Below are 21,938 nucleotides of genomic sequence, written 5' to 3'. Positions count from 1 at the left end.
AATGTAAGTTTTTAAGAAAGTTACATGGAATGGATAATAATTGAAATAATAGGAAAGATTAATATATATATAATTTATGATAAGGGTGAAACGGATGGAAAAGTTAGTTATAAATGGAGGAAAAGCTTTAAGAGGCTCAGTTGACATAAATGGTGCAAAAAATGCAGCTGTTGCTATATTACCAGCTGCAATAATGGCTAGTGAAGGAAAATGCATTATTGATAATGTACCAGATATAGAAGATGTACATTGTCTTGAAAGAATATTAGCTAGTCTTGGATGTACTGTTAATAAAATAGATAATAATACTATAGAAATAGATTCTACAGATGTAAGAAGTGTAGATGCATGTACTGATGATGTAAGAAGGATGAGAGCTTCATATTATTTTATAGGAGCTTTATTATCAAGATTTAAAAAAGCAAAAGTAGAACTTCCAGGGGGATGCCCTATTGGGGTGAGACCAATAGATCAGCATATTAAAGGATTTGAGGCTTTAGGTGCAAAGGTTACTATTGAACATGGAGCTGTTACAGTTGATGCTGAGAATCTTCATGGAGCAAATATATTTTTTGATGTAGTCACTGTTGGTGCAACTATTAATGTTATGATTGCAGCAACATTAGCAGAAGGTACTACTATACTTGAAAATGTTGCAAAGGAACCGCATGTTGTTGATGTAGCAAACTTCTTAAATTCTATGGGTGCAGATATTAAGGGTGCTGGAACAGATGTAATTAGAATAAAAGGTGTTGAAAAGTTAGTTGGATGTAACTATAGCGTTATTCCAGATCAAATAGAAGCAGGAACATTTATGATAGCAGCTGCAGCAACAAAAGGAGACGTAACTATAAATAATGTAATCCCAAAACACTTAGAATCAATTGCAGCTAAGCTTATAGAAATGGGTGCCATAGTAGAAGAGGGAGACGATAGCGTTAGAGTATATGTAGAGGGTGATTTAAAGGGAGTTAATGTTAAGACAGCTCCTTATCCAGGATTCCCAACAGATGTACAACAACCTATGTCAGCTTTATTAAGTACGGTACCAGGAAAAAGTTTAATTGCAGAAACTATTTGGGAAAGTAGACATAAACATATAGATGAGCTTAAAAAAATGGGAGCTACTATTAAAGTTGAAGGAAGAACGGCAATAATAGAAGGTCAAAAAAAATTAGTTGGGGCTAAAGTAATAGCAACTGACTTAAGAGCTGGAGCCGCTATGGTTATAGCTGGGTTAGTGGCTGATGGTATTACTGAAATATACGAAATTGAACATATAGATAGAGGATATCCTCATATTGAAAATAAGTTCGCAGCCCTAGGTGCAGATATTACAAGAGTCGTAGAAGAGTAAAATCTATGGGGGAAGTAGAATGAAATTTTGTTCATTATATAGCGGGAGTAGTGGAAATAGTATTTTTATTGCTTCCGAAAATGCAAGGATTTTAATAGATGCAGGATTACCAGGAAAGAAAATAGATGAGGCTTTAAAGACTATTGGAGAAGACCCAAAAACTTTAGATGGAATTTTTGTAACTCATGAGCATTCAGACCATATTAAAGGAATTGGAGTTTTATCACGTAAATATGATATTCCAATTTATGCAAATGCAGATACCTGGAATGTGATGGAAAGCTTAATAGGAAAGATAAAAGAGCATAATATAAAAATAATGGATAGAAGATCTACTATGTTTATAAAAGACTTGGATATAATTTCATTTAATATACCTCATGATGCTGTAGCTCCAGTTGGATATACAGTGCATTGTAAAGGGAAGAAGGCAAGTGTAACTACAGACTTTGGAATATATACTGAGGAAATAAGAGACAATATAAAAGATTCAGAAGTTATCTTGTTAGAAAGTAACCATGATGTTAATATGTTAAAGTTCGGACCATATCCATATACTTTGAAGCGAAGAATATTAAGTGAAGTTGGACATTTATCTAATGAGGATTGTGGTAAGGCAATAGTAGACTTAATAAGATATAAGTCAAACAAGCGAATAATTTTAGGTCATTTAAGTGGAACTAATAACCACCCAGATTTAGCATTCGAAACTGTTAGTGGAGTTCTAAGAGAAAACAACATTATACAAAAAGAAGATATTGATTTAACTATGGCTAACAGACATAATCCTAGTGACATAATAGTAGTTTAGTCAAATTAAATAAAATACTTACAAGAAGGAGAATAAAGTATGAGTTTATATAAACAATGGACTGATATGGTAGTTGAATATGTTAAGGCAAAAGGAGAACAAGCTTTTTGGAATGAGTATATGGAAATAGAAAAATCTATATACAAAGAAATATTATCAAAGCATACAGAAAACTATACTTTTACAATTAAGGAATTAGCTGAAAAGAAAAATACATCAGCAGAATTTATTATGGGATTTGTTGATGGAGTTAATGATAGTTTAAAAACTCAATTAGACTTAGAAAGTTTAACATCTGAGACAGAAGTAAAACTTGAAGTTGATTTAGAAAAGTTATACTTCAATATGTTAGATGCAAAAGCAGAATATTTATATGAGTTACCACAATGGGATGGAATTTTCTCACCAGAAAAAAGAAAAGAAATTCAAAAAAAATATAGAGAATCTGTTATGGTAAGAAATGAAAACAAAATAGGAAGAAATGATCCTTGCACATGTGGAAGTGGAAAGAAATATAAAAAATGTTGCGGAAAATAATTCCTTAATAAAGAGAGCTATGATTTATAGGTCTCTTTATTTTATTTTAAAGATATATTTATTATAATAAAGATAAAGTAAATATCTGGGGAGGTATAATGGATAATAATTTAAAATGGGTAAATGAGCAAAAAATATTAAGAACAATACAATCTCTTAATAAAAATAATATGAATGGATATCTAGTAAATAATAATGAAGAGCTAATAGAAAAAATAAAAGAATTAGTAAAAGAGAATTCCACTGTTGCCTGTGGAGGTTCAATGTCATTATTCGAGACAGGAGTTATAGGTCATCTAAGAAGTGGAAGATATAAGTTCCTAGATAGATATGAGGAAGGATTAACTAAAGAAGAAGTAACAAAAGTATTTAAAGAAAGCTTCTTTGCTGATGCTTATTTTGCTAGCAGTAATGCTGTAACAGAAGATGGCAAGCTTTACAATGTAGATGGCAATGGAAATAGAGTAGCGGCCATGCTTTTTGGACCAGAGAAGGTAATACTTATAGTTGGAGTTAACAAGATAGTTAAAAATATAGATGAAGCAGTTATAAGAAATAGGGAGATAGCAGCTCCTGCTAATGCAAAAAGACTTAATAAGATGACACCTTGCACTAAGGTGGGATATTGTATGGATTGTAAAGGCAATGATAAGATATGTAGAGAGTTCACAGTTATATCAAGCCAAGGGGATAAGGACAGGATTCATGTAATATTTATGAATGAGGAAATGGGATACTAGAATAATGCATAATGCGTAATTAATAATGCATAATAATGAGAGAAATTCCGCTAAAAAGCGGAATTTTTTTAATTTATTCAAAGCTATTTTCTTATAAATCGAAGAAACTACTAATTTTTATGCATTGTTTTATAGTATTTTTATATTCAGTTTTTTTCTTGCTAACTGTTCTTCAATTGCTTTAAATCCGTCTGCATAATCAATTATAGTTTGAGCAAGTTTTTCTTCATTTAATCACCTCAATATCACTAATTAAATTAATAGATAATTTCTTAAAGATATATTTCTAGAGAAATAATAATAACAAATGACGATTTTTGTTGTGTCAAAAGTGCTGTTATTAAATAATTATATTATATAGGAATTAATAAGTTAGGAGATTATAATGTTTGAGATGTTTCCTTTTCTGTTTAATAATATAATGGGAACTGAATCTAATAATAATAGAGCAAATAATAATATGACTAATAAAAATAATTATAACGGAAATTTATATAGTGGAAACACTGAGAATAGCAATTATAAATATGGAAGTTTTACTAATGGAAATGATATAATTAATGTATTTAGTGGTAGTTTTGCAGGTACTTTTAATAATATATTTAATGATGTTTTCAATACGTTAATTAATAATGAGGGATTAATTAATAGTATAGTTGACTCTGTAATAAATAGTGATGCTATCAGCTCTTTTATAGAAGAAGAAGATAAAGAAGAAATAAAACTAGACTTTAGAGATTATGGAGATAGGTATCTTATAGAAGGAAAGCTTGAAGATGTAAGCAAAAAAGATATAGACATAGATTATGAAAATGATCATATAAGCATAAGGGTAAAAAGGCACGCATTAAAAGATAATTCACATACGATAGCTATGATCCAAGAGAAAGATTATGCTGAAAGAACCTTTTATGTACCAAGAGTGGATTCATCGAGAATTCAAGCAGTATTTAATGCAGATGTATTAAGGATATATCTAAAAAAGCTACCAGAAGTAGATGAAGGAACTACAGTAATAGATGTAGATGAATATAGTAGTTAAATTAATCATTTAAAAATAATTAATACTTAAGAGGAGAAAATGGGATGAATATAACTATAATTTCAGTTGGAAAGCTAAAAGAAAAATATTTAAAACAAGCAATAGATGAGTACTCAAAAAGATTATCTAGGTATTGTAGATTAGATATAATAGAATTACCAGATGAAAAAACTCCAGATAATGCATCTGAAAAGGAAGAACAACAAATAAAAGATAAAGAAGGAGAGTTAATTCTTTCAAAAATAAAGGATAATATGCATGTTGTTGCTATGGATTTAAAAGGTGAAAACCTAACCTCAGAACAATTTGCATCATACATAGAAAACTGTGGAGTTATGGGAAACTCAAATATAGCATTTATAATAGGTGGAAGCTTAGGATTATCACAAAAGGTAATTAAAAGAGCAAATTATAAGTTATGCTTTTCCAAGATGACCTTCCCACATCAATTATTTAGAGTAATGCTTCTAGAACAAATATATAGAGGTTTTAGAATAATGAAAAATGAACCGTATCACAAATGACGTAGACTTTTTTGTAATGATAAAAAATATAAATATATATTATAATATCGAAAACTCTTACCTTAGCAATACTGGTAAGAGTATTTTTATTTTGAGGAGGTAGTAAAGATGATAGAATTAAGCTATTTAAAGGAGACTGAAAGGGTAGGATTCTTGCCAAAGGAGGTATAAGAAACTATTCAAGGCATATTGCAGGTATTAGACACCAAATATGGAGCTGATAGAAATAAATGTGAAGATGATGGAGGCTATGTCATAGCTATAGAGGAATAGAAAGACTTTGAAGAAATAAAGGACAAGACATATATTGATTGCACTGATGGTATTGCTGAATATGTTGATAAAATAGTATGTAGTAATGGTGAAACTTATACAAATTTCTTAATAATTTATAATAATGACTATGCTATATCACTAATAATTCCAATGGAGTTAGAGCTGACTATGCAGAAGAATATGTGATGACGAGGATTAAAGAAGTAGTATTTAATGAAAAGATACTAAAGGATATGTTTAGAAATCTAAACAGAGAAAGAACTGATGTAATAAAGCCATTGGAAAACGAGCAAGAACAGCTAATAAGGAATCTAAAAGACCTAGAAAACAGGAAGAGCAGAGTATTTGAACTATATGAGGAAGGAACAATAGATAAGTCAACGTTGGCACAAAGAATGGAAGCTATAATTGCTCAAATAGATGTTCAATAAAAACGTAGAATACAGATACAAAAGGAATTAGATAGCAATGATTCAGTAATCATACCGTACGAGGTGGTAAAGAAGACACTGAGTAACTTTAACAAGTTACTAGAAATCACAGTTGTAGAAGATAAGAAAACTTTACTACAATTAATTATAAATAAGGTAACCATAAAGAACAAGAAAGATATAGAAAGTATAGTGCTTCATAATTTTCTTGACAATGCAATAGGAAATGGTATTATATATCGTATAACGAAATAATCGCTATACGATACAAAGGTGGTCAGTATGAATAAAGAAGAAAAAATAGAAATGATAGTACAATATAAAAATGATATAGATACTATTATACATAAAAAGTATCATGAATTGGCTCAGAAATATGATTTGAGTTTAGAGCAGTTTCATTTATTAATAGAATTAGATGATCTTATGCTACATGTTAATGATGAGGAAAAAGCTCCTACTATTGGTGAAATAGCAAGGAATGTTGATAATTCGCAAAATACAATGTCTGAAAAAATAACTAGACTTGAAAACAAGGGACTTGTAAAGAGAATAAAGGATAGGAATGATAAGCGAATAAGTAGAGTTTGTCTAACAGAGAAAGGAAGAAGTTTAATCGATTCAATAGATAAACAGGCAAGCAGTAAATTTTTATTTAATTCCATATTAAATATGGAAGATAGAGATATAGATGACTTTTTAAGATGTTTAGAAAAGCTTAAGAAACATATGAATGATAGCTATTCTTAATTATGTAAAGGTTAGATATAGTATAAAATTAAATTTAAACAATGAGTTATAGAGGGTAGGAGCTTAAATGAAAGACATAAGGAGGTGTTATTTAGTAAGAAACAACTTTTCCCATGACTTAATAGAACAGATAAATTTTGTAATAATATTTACAAATATTATTATAATACTGTAAGAAGAGGTGATTGTTATAGTAAAATTAGAAAAAATGACCAAGTCTGATTTTGACCACTATATCTCAATTGCAGTTAATGCATATGCAATTGAAAAAGTTAGAGCAGGTACTTGGACAGAAGACGAAGCATATAAACTATCGGAAGAATCATTTGAAAAATTACTTCCAAATGATATTGAGACAGAAAAACAGTATCTTTATTCAATTTTTGATAATGCTAAAAATATCAAGGTAGGTTACTTATGGCTTGAGTTTAGTGAAAACCTAATCGGTAAGACTGCCTTTATATTTGATTTTGTAATTCTTGAAGAGTTTCGTGGTAAAGGATATGGCACTCAATCGATGATAGCACTTGAAGATGAAGCAAAGAAACATAAAATAAGTAAAGTATCATTACATGTATTTGCACATAACAAGAGAGCTATTGGCTTATATGAGAAGGTTGGTTTTAAGAATACTGATATACACATGTCTAAGTATATTTAATATTTTATAATCACAGTTATCTTTAACAATGAATTTGCAATAAAGTATGTAACATGGATTACCTCAATTAGTGTAAGCTTATATTTATATCTTATTTTTCAAGCAATAAATAAAAAAAGCCTACGTTGTACATGCTACTGTGAACCGTATCATAAGTGACACCCAAAAACTTGTTTTAGTAGGTTGAAGTTACACAGAGTACAATTCTTCGAGCGAATGTTAGAAAGGGCTTCTTCTAAATAAGATTTTTAGTCTTAACTATTGATTTATCTTTGCTAAGACTATTTTTATAAGTATAAATAGTGTATTTACAATAATACAGAGTCTTAAAAATATGAATTGATAATCGAGGTAATAAATGGTAAAATATAACAAAATAGAATTTTGTTATACTATAAATTTTTTAATTCTATTTTTAGAATTATGAATGAAAGGGGGATGTGTTATGAGAGCAAGTGAATTAAGGGAGGTCCTAATTAACTAATTTCATATCGTATCTGTCAAAGCTTAAACTCTTGCTTTATCTAAAGAGATTACTTTGATACTCTCATAACTAATCTCTTTGTGATATAAAATTTAAAGCACACTAGATATTAGTGTGCTTTTTCGCATGTAAAATATGAAATTAGCGCTGAAAAATAGAAATTAAATTGAGAGGGCGATTCATTTGTGTAATAGAGAAAAAGAGAATATAAAAAGTTCAAAGCTTGATTACTCCAAAATAAAAGAAGAGTTTAGTAAAGATAACAAGCAGTTTGTCTTAAAAGATGAAGAATGTATAGGATTATCAGAAGAAGAAAAATTAATCATTAATCCATGTGGAACTTATTGTGGAAATTGTGAAGACTATGGAGTAGTCTGTGACGGCTGCCGTAATAGAAATGGTAAACCTATTTGGTATGAGATTTATTCAAAGGATAATACTTGTGCTTATTTTAAATGCTCAGCAGAAAAGGGGTATCATAACTGTTCACAATGTAGTGAATTACCATGCAGTAAATTCTTCGAATATCCTGATCCTAATATGGATGATGATTTTAAACAGTATTGGTTTAAGCTACGTATGGAGAATTTTAATAAAATTAACTGCAATAATAAGATAGAGATAAAGGATAACTATAAGGACAACGAAGATAGATATAAAAATAAATAAATTATTTATTACTATTTTTAAGGGTTCACAAATATTAATTTTGTGAACCCTTAAATAAACATAAATTTTCTATATATTATAAAAGCTATGATATAATAAGTCCTTTTTTTAGTAGCTCTTGAAATGCTACTATTGCCTGTATCATTTCTGAATTAACCTTATCTAAATAAAGGTTAATGCTTTCCACTAAGTTATTAATATTTGACTCATTACATATAAAATTTTCATATTCCTTTTTAAGAAGTTTCATATGATAAAAATTGTATTTTAGTTTTAAGGAGTATTTCAAAGCATGTATGACTAGTGCTTTTTTAACTTCACCTTCACTAAAGAATCTGTAATTATTATTAATACCTCTAGTTGAACTAAGTAGTCCAATATCTTCCCAATACCGGATTGTGTTACTACTTATATTTGTAATTTCACTCATTTCTTTTATTGTAATTAGCTTTTTTAAATTTACTTTCTTATGAATATTTTCAGTATTTATATATTTTTTTAGGAGTATTGAAACTTTTTCTAATCTTATTTTCTCGCTGTATAAGTCAGCTTGTGATTTAGTAATCATCCATAATGATTTATCAATATTACCTCTCATATATTCTGTTAATAATTCTTTAATAAAAGACAAAGTATATCCATTTATCATTTTTCGAATACATATAAAATATTGTAAATGGACTTCAGTATATACTCTATATCCAGAATCAGTTCTATTCACTGGAGGTATTATTTCCATATCCTCATAGACTCTAAGAGTTGAGGTACTTATATTTAACTTTTTAGCTATATCTATTGGTCTATATTCCATTTTAGCTCCTTGATAAATTTAAAGTTTAAATACATATATAATGTATATATAGTATAAACCTTAATAATTAGTAGTTTTTTTATAAAAAGTTTATAAGTGCATTAATGTTATATAATTATATTGTAATTATAAGTTTAATAAGTAAAAAAGTAAATAAGGAGGAATATATATGAACAAATTTACTAATAAACAAATAGAAGATACTCTAAATATGATTAACTCTTCAATTATTAATTGTGAAAAAATACAACCTAAATTAAAAGAAGGTTCACCACAGTTATCACTTAATAAAAATCGTATAAAAGCATTATATATATCAAAAGCATTAATAACAAATGAAAGACATGATTATAAAAAAGAAGAATTAATAAAATCAGTAGCTCAGATTACTTCTATTATTAATAAAAGTAAAAGTGGCATTAGTAATGCAAAAGAAGGAAGTGGAACATATACAAGATTTAAAAAAATAATAGATTCAATGACAATTGCATTATTATACATTGAAGAGGCCATTAAAGAAAGTTAATTGGAAGGATAATATTTGCTATTCTAACTAAAGATAATTCATCACAAGAAATGTGAGGGATAACAGTAACGTATATTAAACTAATTCTATAATGTGATAATTATGAAAAGGAGATAATAAAAAATGGAAGTAAGAAAATTATTAGACACCTTATTAGTTGCTGAAAGATTAAAAGATACGATTAGACATTGTTATACAGCAAAGGGGAGACATGAGAGCGTAGCAGAACATAGCTGGATGATGATTCTGATGGCTTTCTTTATGAGAGATGAGTTTCAAGAAGTAGATATGGATAAGGTTATTAGAATGTGTATAATTCACGATTTAGGTGAATGCTTCACTGGAGATATTCCGACTTTTGATAAAAATCAAATTCATGAAAAAACAGAGGAAGAATTATTGTATAGCTGGGTTAATTCACTTCCAGAAAGCTACGCAATAGAAATGAGAGAACTTTACAAAGAAATGGCAGAACGTGAAACTATAGAAGCAAAGATCTATAAGGCTATTGATTCTCTTGAAGCATTAATTCAACATAATATTTCTGACTTGTCTACATGGATTCCAAAAGAATTTGACCTTAATCTAACATATGCTGATGATAAGGTAGCTTTTTCTGATTATCTTAGACTATTAAGACAAGCCATTCGTGAAGATACTATCAAGAAGATTGATGCAGAAAAATAAGATTAAATTGGTACTGATACAAATAAGAGATAGGGATTTTATGACAATTTTATATTGTGTAGGCTATTTCTCTATATTTTTTGAGGGAGAAATAGCCTTTTTATTTTACTTAAAATTACAAATTGTATAAAAGGACCTAATATAAAAAATATTAAATATGGGTAAATTAAAGAGAGACATTTGAATTAGTAGAATTGTTGTTTTCCAAATAAGATTCTCCCCAAATACACAATGCATTAAGAATAGGAATAAGGCTTTTTCCAAATTCAGTTAATGAGTATTCTGTTTTAGGAGGTACAACAGGATAAACAATTCTATTAATTATCTTGTCTTTTTCTAAGTCTCGTAACTGTTGTGTAAGCATTTTGTCAGTTGCTTTTGGCATTAATTTATGCAATTCGCTATATCTTAAAGTTTTGCCCATTAAGTGCCAAAGTATAATGGCTTTGTATTTTCCACCAATAAGATAAATTGGCGCTTCTATTGGGCAAGTAAATGTAATATTACAATTTGAATCCATTTTATTACTCCTTACTATCTTTTAAGGTAGTATATACCTAAAAAGTGCATTCTTGCATTATAGTTTGTTATGTTTATAATTATAGTATAGATTAATCTACATAACAAGGCTTGTAAATATATATTTTAAACCTAATATGGTAAAAATAGATATAAAGATATGCGTATATAAATGAGTAAATTATTATATTATGAAAATATGAATTAATAAATTTAAGGAAAGAGGTATTTAGAATGGATGCAATAACAATGATAAAAGAGAGAAGAAGTGTAAGAAAATTTAAAAATGAAAAAGTAGATAGAGAAGTTATGAAAGAAATAGTAGATATAGCTAGATGGGCTCCATCATGGGTAAATTTTCAAATAGCTAGATATACGTTAATTGACAATGAAGAGATTATTCAAAAGTTTGCAAATGATGCAGTTAAAGGATTTGTTTATAATATGGATACTTTAAAAAATGCAAAAGGTGTTGCAGTACTAAGCTTTGTAAAAGGAAAAAGTGGGAAATCAGAGCAATATGGTATTGAAAGCTCAAATGAGAATACTTGGGAAGTATTTGATGCAGGTATAGCATGTCAAACATTCTGTTTAGCAGCACATGCTAAAGGGATTGGAACCTGTATAATGGGAGTAATAAATGAAGATTCAATTGCTAAAATTATAAATTTACCTGAGGAAGAAACAGTAGCAGCTCTTATCGTTTATGGATATCCAGATGGCGAAGCAGTTCCAACTAATAGAAAGAGTGCTGAAGAAATAATGCGTTTTATATAAACATAATATAAAAACTTTATTTAACTTGAATAATGGAACCCCCTACTCACTAAAAAAGTAAAATTAGATTATAACTTAATAATAAATTTATTTGCATATTGAACTAATAATGGAAATAAGTGTATAATATATTAAAAGTGAATAATCGGATATAAGTCTTTTATCAAGAATGGCGGAGGGACCGGCCCTGTGAAGCCTAGCAACAGCTGATTATTATAAATCAGAATTGTGCTAAATCCTGCATAAAAATTTATTTTATGAGAGATAAGAGAGAGTTTTTTATGCCAATTTTATATTGTGTGTATAGGCTATTTCTCTATATTTTTGATGGAGAAATAGCCTTTTTATTTTACTTAAAATTACAAATTGTATAAAAGGACCTAATATAAAAAAATAATAATTAAGGGGGATTTTTTATGAGCAATAAAAAATGGAGTAAAGAAACAATATGTATAAAAGGGGGATACAATCCAACACCAGGAAATCCAATAGCCGCACCACTATTCCAAAGTACATCATACAATTTTGAAAATGCAGACCAAGTAGCAAATTTATTTGATTTAAAAGAAAGTGGTCATTTATATTCCAGAATAAGTAATCCAACAGTAAGTTATTTAGAAGAAAAGTTCACTAAATTAGAAGGTGGGGTAGGAGCAGTTGCCGTTTCTTCTGGACAAGCAGCATCAGTATTAGCAGTATTAAATATATGTGAAGCTGGAGATCATATAATATCTACTTCAACTATATATGGGGGAACCTTCAATCTTTTTTCAACAACTTTAAAAAGATTAGGAATCGAAACAACATTTATTAGTCCAGATATAAGTAAAGAAGAAATATTAAGTAAGGTTAAACCAAATACAAGATTATTATTTGGAGAAACCATAGGAAATCCAGGATTAAATGTTTTAGATTTAAAAAAATTTGCAAGTGCAGCTAAAGAAGCACAAATACCATTGATTGTTGATAATACAGTAGCAACTTCATATCTATTAAACCCATTTGAATATGGAGCTAATGTAGTAATTCATTCTACAAGTAAATATGCAGATGGACATTCAGTAGCTTTAGGTGGAATTATAGTAGATGGTGGTAATTTTAATTGGAATAATGGAAGGTTTGATTGCTTAGTTGAACCAGATGAGAGCTATCATGGGTTGCAATATGTAGATACATTTGGTGAATCTGCTTATATAGTTAAGTTAAGAGTTACTTTGTTAAGAGATTTTGGAAGTACAATGAGTCCATTTAATGCATTTTTAACTAACTTAGGATTAGAAACTCTTCATTTAAGAATGGAAAGACATAGTAGTAATGCTTTAGCTTTAGCTAAGTACTTACAACAGCATCCAAAGGTTAATTGGGTAAGCTATCCTTTACTAGAAACTCAAAAAGATTATGAAGTAGCACGTGAATATCTACCAAAAGGAGCATCAGGAATATTAACTTTTGGAATTAAAGGAGGAGTAGAAGCTGCTAAAAAACTTATTGATGAATTAAATTTAGCTAAATTGGTAGTACATTTAGGTGATGTTAGAACAACTTTATTACATCCAGCAAGTACAACTCATAGGCAGCTATCAGAAGAAGATATGATTTCAACAGGAGTAACTAAAGACTTAATAAGAGTTTCTGTAGGAATTGAAAATATAGATGATATTATAAATGATTTTGAACAAGCATTGAATAAGGTAGGCGAATAGATCAAATGGCAATTTATACTTCAAATCATTTAAATGGAATAGACATATTAAAAGATGAAGGTATATTAATAGATTCAAGTAAATATAAAAAATTAGCAAAAACTATTGGCATAATAAATTTAATGCCCAATAAGAGTGAAACTGAAGTACAAATATTAAGGTTATTAGGAAATTGTAATGAAGATTTAAATATTGAATTTATTAGATTAGAAAGCTATAAAAGTACCACATCAGATTATGAATATATGATAAATAATTATGCTACTTTTGATGAAATTAAGGGAAAGTTACATGGAGTAATTATAACAGGAGCTCCTCTAGAAAAATTAGATTTTGATGAAGTTTTATATATTGATGAATTAAGGGATATTTTAGATTATGTCAGAAAAAATATAAGGGCTTCCCTATATATATGTTGGGGGGCACAAGTAGCATTAAACTATTTTTACAATGTGAGAAAGGAATTAAAAGAAGATAAAATATTTGGAGTGTTTTCACACGAAGTTTTAAAATCAGATGATATATTAAATGGAATTAAAAATGGATTTAAAGCTCCTCATTCAAGACATACATGTTTAAATAGACAAGATATAAAGTCCTGTAAAGAATTAAGTCTAATATGTGTTACAGATGAGGACGAAGAACACATTATTAAGGGTAGCTTTAATGATTACTATATATTAGGACATTGTGAATATGATGAAAATACCTTAAAGGGAGAATATTTAAGAGACTTAGACAGAGGATTAATGATAAGTGTACCTAAGCATTATTTTGAAAATAATGATATAAACTCTAGTATTAAATTTAGCTGGCGAGATGATGGTATAAAAATATATAAGAACTGGATAGATAGCATAAAGGTCTAGTGATTAAAATTTAATAATAAAGTATCCAGTTTTATTAGAGTTGAAGATTTTTAAGAAATGTAAAAGCCAGCATTGCTGGTCTTTTTTTATTATATTTAGAATACCACAGGTTCTACATAAGGTTTCGCAAAGCTTCTATCTATGAGTAGAAATAGAAAAACTTCTTAATAAAATTAATGTAAGAAATCTTAAGAAATAAGTATGATTTTTTTTATAATTTTATGAAATAATAAGCAAGTGGTAGTGAATAAAAAGTGAAAAATATAATTAGTAAATTAAAGAGGGAGATAATATTAATGAGTAGAAGAGAAGGAATAAAAAAAGTTTTTTTTTATGGTGTTGTAACTTGTTATGTAATTTTTTTAATTAAGTTATTTTTTCTATCAAGGGTTTCAATATTTGAATTATTTGATAGTGGAAGGATGGCAACAAGGTCAGTAAATCTTATTCCTTTTAATACTATAATAGAATATATATCTGGGAAAACTACAAATTTAAAAGATTTTGCTTTTATCAATTTAGTCGGTAATATATTTGTATTTATTCCGCTTGGAGTATATTTACCATTGATTAAAAAAGATAAAAGTTTGAAAAGTAATTTTTTGTTCATATTTATAGCATGTTTATTTGTTGAAATTATTCAGTGGGTTCTTTGCATTGGAGCAGCAGATATTGATGATATAATCTTAAATTGCTTAGGTGGATTCATTGGTATTTTAGGGTACAAGCTACTAAGATTATTTATATCAGATGAGAAAAAAGTAAGAACTATAATTACAGTATTATCATCTATTGTAGGGCTACCTGTTCTACTGTATTTATTATTCTTTATTAGTTTAAGACTATAAGTAGGATAAAAGAGATAATGAAAAATTAAATACATACTATATTTAAAAGTAAAATTATTACTTATTGAAAGACTTCTATGTGTAATCAGATTGCATATAGAAGTTTTTATATTTTAGTTGAAATTGATGCTATTGAATGTAGGCGTTGAGAATGGAATACACTTATTATTGATAATAGAATTAAATAATACTTATTAAATTTTTCTATATTAAATAATAGTGTTTTATTTATAAATACTTTATAGTGGAATTATGATCAGTAAATTATGAAAATTCTTGATTTTTTTAAGGCTGAAATTATCAAGATTTACTATATTAAGGAGGGTATAATAACTTATGAGCAGGAGAGGTAGAACGGATTATTTAGAATGTATGAACAAAGCAATGAATTATATTGAGGAAAATCTAGCTGGGGAAATTGATTTTCAAAGATTGGCACAATTGTCAGGAAGCTCAAATGTTAACTTTCAGAGACTATTTTCATTTATCACTAACATTTCACTTTCGGAGTATATACGAAGAAGAAAGCTAACTCTTGCGGCTTATGATTTGCAGAATACGAATCTCAAGGTTATTGAAATTGCACTTAAGTATGGATATGACTCTCATGAGGCATTTACAAGAGCATTTGTTAAAATGCATGGAGTTCCACCTTCTTCAGCAAGAATAAATGGGGTACAGGTTAAAGCCTACCCTAAAATGAAATTCCATATTTCAATAGAAGGAGATGAAGAAGTGAATTATAGAATTGAGAAAAAGAAAAGTTTCAAGATGATTGGTGTAGAAAAGATTATCAGTATGTCAAATGGAGAGAACTTTAAGGAAGTTCCGAGTTTTTGGCAGGAAAGTTTTCAAAATGGCACTATAGATAAATTGGATAAGTTAGGTAAGAATGCACCTCATCCAGGGGGGAAGGGATTATTTCCTGTGAATGCTATTATGTGCTATGAAGAATTAGAAAAAGACACTTTCCCATATCTTATAGGTACTTTTATGTCAGAAAAAGATATTCCAGAAGAATACAAAGTAGTGGAAGTATCTGAACATCTATGGGCAATATTTACCACAGAAAAGTATCTGCAACCAAATACAACAGATTTGGTTCAGGATGTATGGAAACGTATTTATTCAGAATGGTTTCCATCAACAAATTATATACATGCAGAAGGACCTGAATTAGAGCTATACTATGATGATGACGATGGTTTTGAGCATTGTGAAATTTGGATCCCAATAAAAGAAAGTTCAAGTTTCTAAGATTTTACTATGCTTGGTTTAGCCATAAAGCCATGGATGATTACATGATTTAGTTTTTAATAAAATGATTGGAGTGGTTATTAATGGAAGATACACTTAGACTTTATCTGGAGCGCGATAGTATGACAGAGATTAAAACAATGAAGCATATGGTTGCCGGCATAGAAAAAGATATAAAAACTATTGTTAAGTATGTTCAAAATATATTGATGCATCAACATTGGAGTGAGGCCTATGAAGTGAAACTTACAGGGAAAAGAAAGACAGAGCCATTCATAAGAAGCTTTGAAGACAAACTGATTTTCTTAAGCAAACTAGGATATACTCATATATCTGATGAGAAGGCAAATGAGAATAAAATGATAGGAATATGCCGTGACTTTTCTGTAGTTGCAGCTGCACTTTGTAGGGAAGCGGGAATTCCTGCAAGAGCAAGATGTGGGTTTGCAAATTATTTTGAAAAAGGAAAATATATAGATCATTGGGTTCTTGAATATTGGAATGAGAATAAGAAACAGTGGGTAATGGTGGATGCACAATTGGATAGTCTTCAACAAGAAGCACTAAAGCTACCTTTTAATCCTTTAAATGTAAGTGAGGAATATTTTATAGCAGGGCCAAAGGCTTGGTTGATGTGCCGAGAAGGGGGAGTTGATCCTTCGCTATTTGGAATTTTTAAATGGTGGGGATATGACTATTTAAGATGTAATCTAATTCTAGATGTTAATTCATTATTGAAGCAGCCAATGCAACCATGGGACATGTGGGAGGGCTATAAGAGTAAAGCAATTGAAGAATGGATTGAAAGGGATTATGAGATAATGGATAATCTAGCGAGGCTTGCTCTCAATGTTGATAATGACTTTGATGCCTTATATGAATATGTGCAGGTAAATAGTAAAATAAAAGTACCTGAGGATTTAAGTAAGGTTATTAATAGTTTAGAATAATGAAATGAACCTTATTTTAAATAAGGTTTATTTTTGTTTATTCTACTTCCAACTATCTCATTAAAATTATGAAGATAACTATCTGATATAAAAAGGAGTTGATTATATGTATATGATAAAAATAGGAAAATTTATAATTGACGCTAGAAAGAATAAAAATCTTACTCAAGCTTAGTATATCTTATAAAAATGTGGTATAACGAATGAAGTAAAAGTAAAATTATCAGAAATAAAATTGTATATTTATTTAAAATTTGGTATAATATTCTCAATATGGTTCCTTGGTCAAGTGGTCAAGACGCCACCCTCTCACGGTGGAATCAGGGGTTCAATTCCCCTAGGGACTACCATTTTATATATTGAAAGGCTTGATTGTTAGCATTTAAGTCTTTCTTCTATTTATATATAACATAAGTGAGAATCAATTTATTATCAGTTATTTGAATAATAGTAGCTTCGAATTAAAAGAATGGCTACTATTTTTTTTGCCTTTTAAGCGATAAAAGCTATAAATTTTAATAATTTAATTAAGAATATAGCTGATGTAAATAGCCACATTAGATTATTAGCGTAGAGATATCAGAATGGAAAATTATATAAATTATTATATGATATACCATGGGTTAATAATTATGAAAAATATATAACAAATGGAGGTGATTTATAAATTGTTAACAAGTCAACAATTATGTGTTAGTTTATTTTTGATGTCTTATATATGGCCAAAGGTGGATTATTTATAAAAGCTATTGCTAGTAGTATGTTTGTAATAACAGGAATTATTAATATTATATATTGTATTAAGAATAAAGCTAATTTGAAATTTCCAATATGGATGATTGTTGCTTTAGTAAGTGCTATGCTTGGAGATATACTACTAAATATTAATTTCTATATTGGAACAATAATATTTGCTGTAGCACATATATTTTACTTTGTATATTATTGTATGTTACATAAATTGAATGGTAGAGACATTTTATGCGGGATTATAATTTCGGTAATTGCATTGTCTGTTATATTATTCACTCCATTTTTTGATTTTGGATGAGCTTTAATGCAAGGTATATGCTGTATTTATGCTCTTATTATTTCATTTATGGTAGGAAAGGCAATTTCAAATCTATTGAAAGAAAAGAGCTTTATAAATATAATAATTGTAATAGGAAGTATTTTATTTTTCATATCGGATCTTATGCTAGTGTTAAATAAATTCGGGGATATTTCAGTGGCGAGTTATCTGTGCATTGGAACATATTATCCAGCGCAATTTTTACTTGCATTTTCGTTGTTTGCCTATGCTTTAGATATTTCCTAAAACTATAGAATGGTAGAGTATAATTATGATTTAACTTATAGAACGTTTCGAGGCATTTACTACTTCTGTAACAAAGGCATATAAATGTATTCAAAAGATTAAACTTACTGAAACAGAGCTTATGGGATTGAAAGCAAACCATGTGATGTATCTTTACTATCTAGGTAAGAATCCTAGAGGACTTACTGCAGGGGAACTATGTAAACTATGTATAGAAGATAAAGCAGCGGTATCTAGGACAATACTTGATCTTACGGAAAAGGGATTTGTAAAGGTCTCTGAAGTAGACTATGGGCGTAAATATCGAACAAAAATTATACTAACTCCAGAAGGTAATGAGAGGAATAAGCAATAAAACGAGGCTATAGCTATAGCCGTAAGTAAAGCTTCTAGTAGTTTAAGTGAGAATGATAGAGAAAATTTTTATCGTGTATTCGCCCACATTACTGAGAATCTAGAAGGAATTTGTGACTCATACGGAAAAGAAAAAGAAAATTAATATATTGAAAAAGATAAGGTGTACTAAAGTATTTATATAATTAAGAAAAATAACTGATTTGTGCTATGGGAGTAGGAGGAGTTATATTTATGAAAGAAACTGAAATACAGTTACTTGTTGAAAAACAGAGAGAATTTTTTTTAAGTGGTAAAACCTTACCATTGGAATATAGAATAAATGCACTTAAGTTGCTAAAGAAGGCGATTATTGAAAATGAAAATAAAATATCAGAAGCTATCAGAAAGGACATTGGTAAAAGTAATATTGAAGGTTTTATGTGTGAAATTGGATTAGTGTTAAGTGAAATTAGCTATATGCTAAGTCATATCCGTCGCTTTGCAAAGGATAAAACTGTTTATACAAATTTGGCACAGTTTGCTTCTCGTAGCTATGTAAAATCTGTTCCATATGGGGTAACATTGATTATTAGCCCTTGGAATTATCCCTTTTTACTGTCAATAGAACCTTTGGTGGATGCTTTGGCAGCAGGGAATACTGCTATTATCAAGCCAAGCGAGTATTCTTCAGCGACGAGTGAAGTAATAGCGGAATTGATTTCAAACATATTTCCTCGTGAATATGTAGCAGTAGTAACTGGTGGCAGAGAAGAGAATATATATTTGTTAGATCAAAAATTTGATTATATATTTTTTACTGGAAGTCAGGCTGTTGGCAAATATGTTATGAGTAAGGCGGCTGATAATCTTACACCTGTTACTTTAGAGTTAGGTGGTAAAAGCCCTTGTATAGTAGATGAGTCGGCAAAAATATCTCTTGCTGCAAAACGAATTGTATTTGGGAAATTTCTTAATTGCGGACAGACATGCGTAGCACCTGATTATATACTTTGTCATAGCAGTATTAAAGATGAACTTATTTCGTGCATCAGGGAGGAAATAAAAAAACAGTTTGGAGAAAAGCCTCTTGAAAATCAGAATTACGGCAAGATTATTAATACTAAACATTTTAAGCGTATTATAAGGCTGATTGATACACAAAAAATCGCTTGGGGTGGAAGATATGAAGAAAAGTCACTCCGCATTGAGCCTACTGTACTGGATAATATAACTTTTTCGGATGCAGTTATGAAGGAGGAAATTTTCGGCCCTATTCTTCCTGTACTTACTTATGAAAGTTTAGATGATGTTATATCTATTGTTAATAAACGTGAAAAACCATTGGCACTTTACATTTTTTCGGAGAATAAAAAGAATATCAAAAAGATTACAACAAACTGCTACTATGGTGGTGGATGTATAAACGATGTTGTGATTCACCTTGCAACAAGTAGTATGGGGTTTGGTGGTGTAGGTGAAAGTGGCATGGGTGCTTACCATGGAAAAACTGGATTTGATACATTCTCTCATAAGAAGAGTATTGTTGATAAAAAGACATTTATAGATTTACCTATGCGTTATCAACCGTATAAATCATTAAGTGAAAAGCTGATAAGGATGTTTTTAAAATAGAAAAGATAATCGATTTTGAACTTAAGCCCTGTAATTTTTTAAATTACAGGGCTTAATATTTTTAGAATATGTTTTTATGTTAGAAAATAAAATTACTAAAGTGCTGATATATATTTTATGTATATATTTAAGAAAGAAAACTGATAAATCCATAGATTATTCCAATATTTATAAAGTCTATGAATAAGGAGCCTACTATGGGTACAATAAAGAATGCAGTTTTAGAATATAAATATTTATCAGTAACTGAATGCATATTTGCCATTGCATTTGATGTAGAGCCCATTGCAAATCCAGTTAATCCAGCGACCATTACAGCTGAATCATAATTTTTACCCATTAAAGGATATGATATAAACATTCCATAAAGATACATCATTATGCATTGAGCTATAAGTAAGATTAACATTGGAAGAGCTAAATCTACTAAATGCCAAAGCTTTAATGTTATAAGTGCCATTCCTAGGAATAGGCTTAATGATACCTCTCCAACTACTTCGATTTCCTCTAAAGGAGTTTTAAAAATATTTGAATTATCAGAAATATTTCTTAGGATAGCCGCTACAAGCATTGCTCCTATATATATTGGGAAATTTACTCCACTAAACCATTTGCCAACAAAATTATTTAAAGCATCAGTCAAATAAGTTCCAAGAGCCATAGCTATTAGTATTTGGAAAAAAGCCATGCTAATTTTATTAGTATTAAGAGTAGTCTTCTTGTTTTTTATAATAGATAAATCAAAATCAGTGTCATTAGATTGTTCATTAATTTTCTTATTCACGAGATTATTTTTAATAATTAATCTATTTGCCATAGGACCACCAAGTAAGGAACCAGCAATAATTCCAAATGTTGCAGCTGTTAAAGCTACTGTCAGAGCCTCTGGATATCCAAGAGCTTCAATACTAGGTGCTACAGCAGCTGATGTACCATGTCCACCAGTTAGAGCTGGAGAAGCCGTAAGAAGCGCTAAAAATGGGCTTATACCTACTAAGTTTGCCAGACCAACAGCTAATATATTTTGGAGAAAAGCAAAAACAACAGAGATAAGTAGAAATATAAGTATTTTCCTACCACCTATCTTTAGCATTTTGAAACTTGCATTAAAGCCAACAGTACAGAAAAACATAGTTTGAAAAAAAGTTTGAAGAGTTGTATCAAACTCAAATAAAACAATGTTACTATATCTGAGAAACATATGAATAATGGAAAACATAAGACCACCAATAACTGGTGAAGGTATTGCATACTTTGAAAATATAGGAAAATTATTCTTGATTGATTTTCCTACTAAAAGGAAAATAACAGCTAATCCTATTGATTGAATCATGTTAAGTTCAATTGTCATTTAAAGCCCCCTTAAAATTATAAAATATTTTAAATCTATCATTAGTTGTATTGGTTTTTAATCTTATATAGA

The 21,938-nt window shown here is 29.1% G+C and carries 23 protein-coding genes, 1 tRNA gene, 1 pseudogene and 1 riboswitch; of the genes and pseudogenes, 22 read left to right on the top strand and 3 right to left on the bottom strand.

Translation table 11 applies throughout. The annotated features are described in order from the left end of the window. Nucleotides 1–94: 94 nt before the first annotated feature. The 10 genes from QK892_RS08050 to QK892_RS08005 all read left to right on the top strand — a co-directional run bounded on the left by QK892_RS08050 (nt 95) and on the right by QK892_RS08005 (nt 8,282). Nucleotides 95–1,357, top strand: a complete 1,263-nt coding sequence (locus tag QK892_RS08050; RefSeq protein WP_317273032.1) for a UDP-N-acetylglucosamine 1-carboxyvinyltransferase — start codon at nt 95–97, stop codon at nt 1,355–1,357. Between the two features lie 19 nt (nt 1,358–1,376). Further along, a complete protein-coding gene (locus QK892_RS08045; RefSeq protein ID WP_317273031.1) occupies nt 1,377–2,168 on the top strand; it encodes an MBL fold metallo-hydrolase in 792 nt (263 codons plus the stop codon). 39 nt (nt 2,169–2,207) lie between these two features. Continuing rightward, entirely contained in the window at nt 2,208–2,705 is a 498-nt protein-coding gene (locus QK892_RS08040) for an SEC-C metal-binding domain-containing protein (protein ID WP_317273030.1), read from the top strand. A gap of 98 nt (nt 2,706–2,803) precedes the next feature. Beyond that, nucleotides 2,804–3,445 carry a lactate utilization protein gene (locus QK892_RS08035; RefSeq protein WP_317273029.1) on the top strand — a complete coding sequence of 214 codons (642 nt, stop codon included), beginning with the start codon at nt 2,804–2,806 and terminating at the stop codon, nt 3,443–3,445. Between the two features lie 385 nt (nt 3,446–3,830). After that, nucleotides 3,831–4,487, top strand: a complete 657-nt coding sequence (locus QK892_RS08030) for an Hsp20 family protein (RefSeq protein WP_317273028.1) — start codon at nt 3,831–3,833, stop codon at nt 4,485–4,487. Nucleotides 4,488–4,531: 44 nt separating this feature from the next. Next, nucleotides 4,532–5,011, top strand: coding sequence for a 23S rRNA (pseudouridine(1915)-N(3))-methyltransferase RlmH (gene rlmH / locus QK892_RS08025; RefSeq protein WP_317273027.1), 480 nt, complete (start codon nt 4,532–4,534; stop codon nt 5,009–5,011). A 461-nt stretch (nt 5,012–5,472) separates the two neighbouring features. Then, nucleotides 5,473–5,718 carry a hypothetical protein gene (locus QK892_RS08020; RefSeq protein WP_317273026.1) on the top strand — a complete coding sequence of 82 codons (246 nt, stop codon included), beginning with the start codon at nt 5,473–5,475 and terminating at the stop codon, nt 5,716–5,718. Between the two features lie 282 nt (nt 5,719–6,000). Continuing rightward, complete coding sequence (locus QK892_RS08015) at nt 6,001–6,468, top strand: MarR family winged helix-turn-helix transcriptional regulator (protein ID WP_317273025.1); 468 nt, start codon at nt 6,001–6,003, stop codon at nt 6,466–6,468. A gap of 181 nt (nt 6,469–6,649) precedes the next feature. Beyond that, nucleotides 6,650–7,129 carry a GNAT family N-acetyltransferase gene (locus QK892_RS08010; RefSeq protein WP_317273024.1) on the top strand — a complete coding sequence of 160 codons (480 nt, stop codon included), beginning with the start codon at nt 6,650–6,652 and terminating at the stop codon, nt 7,127–7,129. Between the two features lie 667 nt (nt 7,130–7,796). Continuing rightward, nucleotides 7,797–8,282, top strand: coding sequence for a DUF3795 domain-containing protein (locus tag QK892_RS08005; RefSeq protein ID WP_317273023.1), 486 nt, complete (start codon nt 7,797–7,799; stop codon nt 8,280–8,282). Between the two features lie 85 nt (nt 8,283–8,367). On the opposite strand, the gene QK892_RS08000 is transcribed toward QK892_RS08005, so the two are convergent. Next, nucleotides 8,368–9,093 (bottom strand): MerR family DNA-binding transcriptional regulator, encoded by a 726-nt coding sequence (locus QK892_RS08000; RefSeq protein WP_317273022.1) that lies wholly within the window; start codon nt 9,091–9,093, stop codon nt 8,368–8,370. A 169-nt stretch (nt 9,094–9,262) separates the two neighbouring features. On the opposite strand from QK892_RS08000, the gene QK892_RS07995 reads away from it, so the two are divergent. Together QK892_RS07995 and QK892_RS07990 are read left to right on the top strand one after the other, a co-directional pair. Next, nucleotides 9,263–9,619 carry a hypothetical protein gene (locus QK892_RS07995; RefSeq protein WP_317273021.1) on the top strand — a complete coding sequence of 119 codons (357 nt, stop codon included), beginning with the start codon at nt 9,263–9,265 and terminating at the stop codon, nt 9,617–9,619. Nucleotides 9,620–9,742: 123 nt separating this feature from the next. Continuing rightward, the gene (locus tag QK892_RS07990) at nt 9,743–10,306 is read left to right on the top strand and encodes an HD domain-containing protein (protein WP_317273020.1); all 564 of its coding nucleotides are present in this window, start codon (nt 9,743–9,745) and stop codon (nt 10,304–10,306) included. Between the two features lie 166 nt (nt 10,307–10,472). On the opposite strand, the gene QK892_RS07985 is transcribed toward QK892_RS07990, so the two are convergent. Further along, a complete protein-coding gene (locus tag QK892_RS07985; RefSeq protein WP_317273019.1) occupies nt 10,473–10,826 on the bottom strand; it encodes a winged helix-turn-helix transcriptional regulator in 354 nt (117 codons plus the stop codon). Nucleotides 10,827–11,059: 233 nt separating this feature from the next. Here QK892_RS07985 and QK892_RS07980 point away from each other — a divergent pair, with 233 nt between their 5' ends. The 10 genes and pseudogenes from QK892_RS07980 to QK892_RS07935 all read left to right on the top strand — a co-directional run bounded on the left by QK892_RS07980 (nt 11,060) and on the right by QK892_RS07935 (nt 20,515). Then, nucleotides 11,060–11,602 (top strand): nitroreductase family protein, encoded by a 543-nt coding sequence (locus QK892_RS07980; RefSeq protein ID WP_317273018.1) that lies wholly within the window; start codon nt 11,060–11,062, stop codon nt 11,600–11,602. Between the two features lie 157 nt (nt 11,603–11,759). Beyond that, a riboswitch (SAM riboswitch) is annotated at nt 11,760–11,873 on the top strand. A gap of 145 nt (nt 11,874–12,018) precedes the next feature. Further along, nucleotides 12,019–13,305, top strand: a complete 1,287-nt coding sequence (locus tag QK892_RS07975; protein ID WP_317273017.1) for an O-acetylhomoserine aminocarboxypropyltransferase/cysteine synthase family protein — start codon at nt 12,019–12,021, stop codon at nt 13,303–13,305. A gap of 5 nt (nt 13,306–13,310) precedes the next feature. Beyond that, on the top strand, nt 13,311–14,174 hold the full coding sequence (locus QK892_RS07970; RefSeq protein ID WP_317273016.1) for a homoserine O-acetyltransferase/O-succinyltransferase family protein: 864 nt from the start codon (nt 13,311–13,313) through the stop codon (nt 14,172–14,174). A gap of 296 nt (nt 14,175–14,470) precedes the next feature. Next, nucleotides 14,471–15,022, top strand: a complete 552-nt coding sequence (locus tag QK892_RS07965; protein WP_317273015.1) for a VanZ family protein — start codon at nt 14,471–14,473, stop codon at nt 15,020–15,022. A gap of 336 nt (nt 15,023–15,358) precedes the next feature. Further along, nucleotides 15,359–16,279 carry an AraC family transcriptional regulator gene (locus QK892_RS07960; RefSeq protein ID WP_317273014.1) on the top strand — a complete coding sequence of 307 codons (921 nt, stop codon included), beginning with the start codon at nt 15,359–15,361 and terminating at the stop codon, nt 16,277–16,279. A 122-nt stretch (nt 16,280–16,401) separates the two neighbouring features. Next, nucleotides 16,402–17,229 carry a transglutaminase domain-containing protein gene (locus QK892_RS07955; RefSeq protein WP_317273013.1) on the top strand — a complete coding sequence of 276 codons (828 nt, stop codon included), beginning with the start codon at nt 16,402–16,404 and terminating at the stop codon, nt 17,227–17,229. A 275-nt stretch (nt 17,230–17,504) separates the two neighbouring features. Beyond that, nucleotides 17,505–17,579: transfer RNA gene (locus tag QK892_RS07950), tRNA-Glu, on the top strand. A 368-nt stretch (nt 17,580–17,947) separates the two neighbouring features. Then, nucleotides 17,948–18,547 (top strand): annotated as a pseudogene (locus tag QK892_RS07945) (lysoplasmalogenase). A gap of 121 nt (nt 18,548–18,668) precedes the next feature. Further along, nucleotides 18,669–18,902 (top strand): MarR family transcriptional regulator, encoded by a 234-nt coding sequence (locus QK892_RS07940; RefSeq protein ID WP_317273012.1) that lies wholly within the window; start codon nt 18,669–18,671, stop codon nt 18,900–18,902. A gap of 233 nt (nt 18,903–19,135) precedes the next feature. Then, nucleotides 19,136–20,515: an aldehyde dehydrogenase gene (locus tag QK892_RS07935; RefSeq protein ID WP_317273011.1), complete on the top strand. Its 1,380-nt coding sequence runs from the start codon at nt 19,136–19,138 to the stop codon at nt 20,513–20,515. Between the two features lie 127 nt (nt 20,516–20,642). Here the strand turns inward: QK892_RS07935 and gltS are convergent, their stop codons facing one another. Further along, nucleotides 20,643–21,866: a sodium/glutamate symporter gene (gene gltS, locus QK892_RS07930; protein ID WP_317273010.1), complete on the bottom strand. Its 1,224-nt coding sequence runs from the start codon at nt 21,864–21,866 to the stop codon at nt 20,643–20,645. Between the last annotated feature and the right edge of the window lie 72 nt (nt 21,867–21,938).

Origin of the sequence: Clostridium lamae (genome assembly GCF_033043255.1) — a bacterium.
Lineage (GTDB): Bacteria > Bacillota > Clostridia > Clostridiales > Clostridiaceae > Clostridium > Clostridium lamae.
This window is presented reverse-complemented; position numbering and strand designations above follow the sequence as displayed.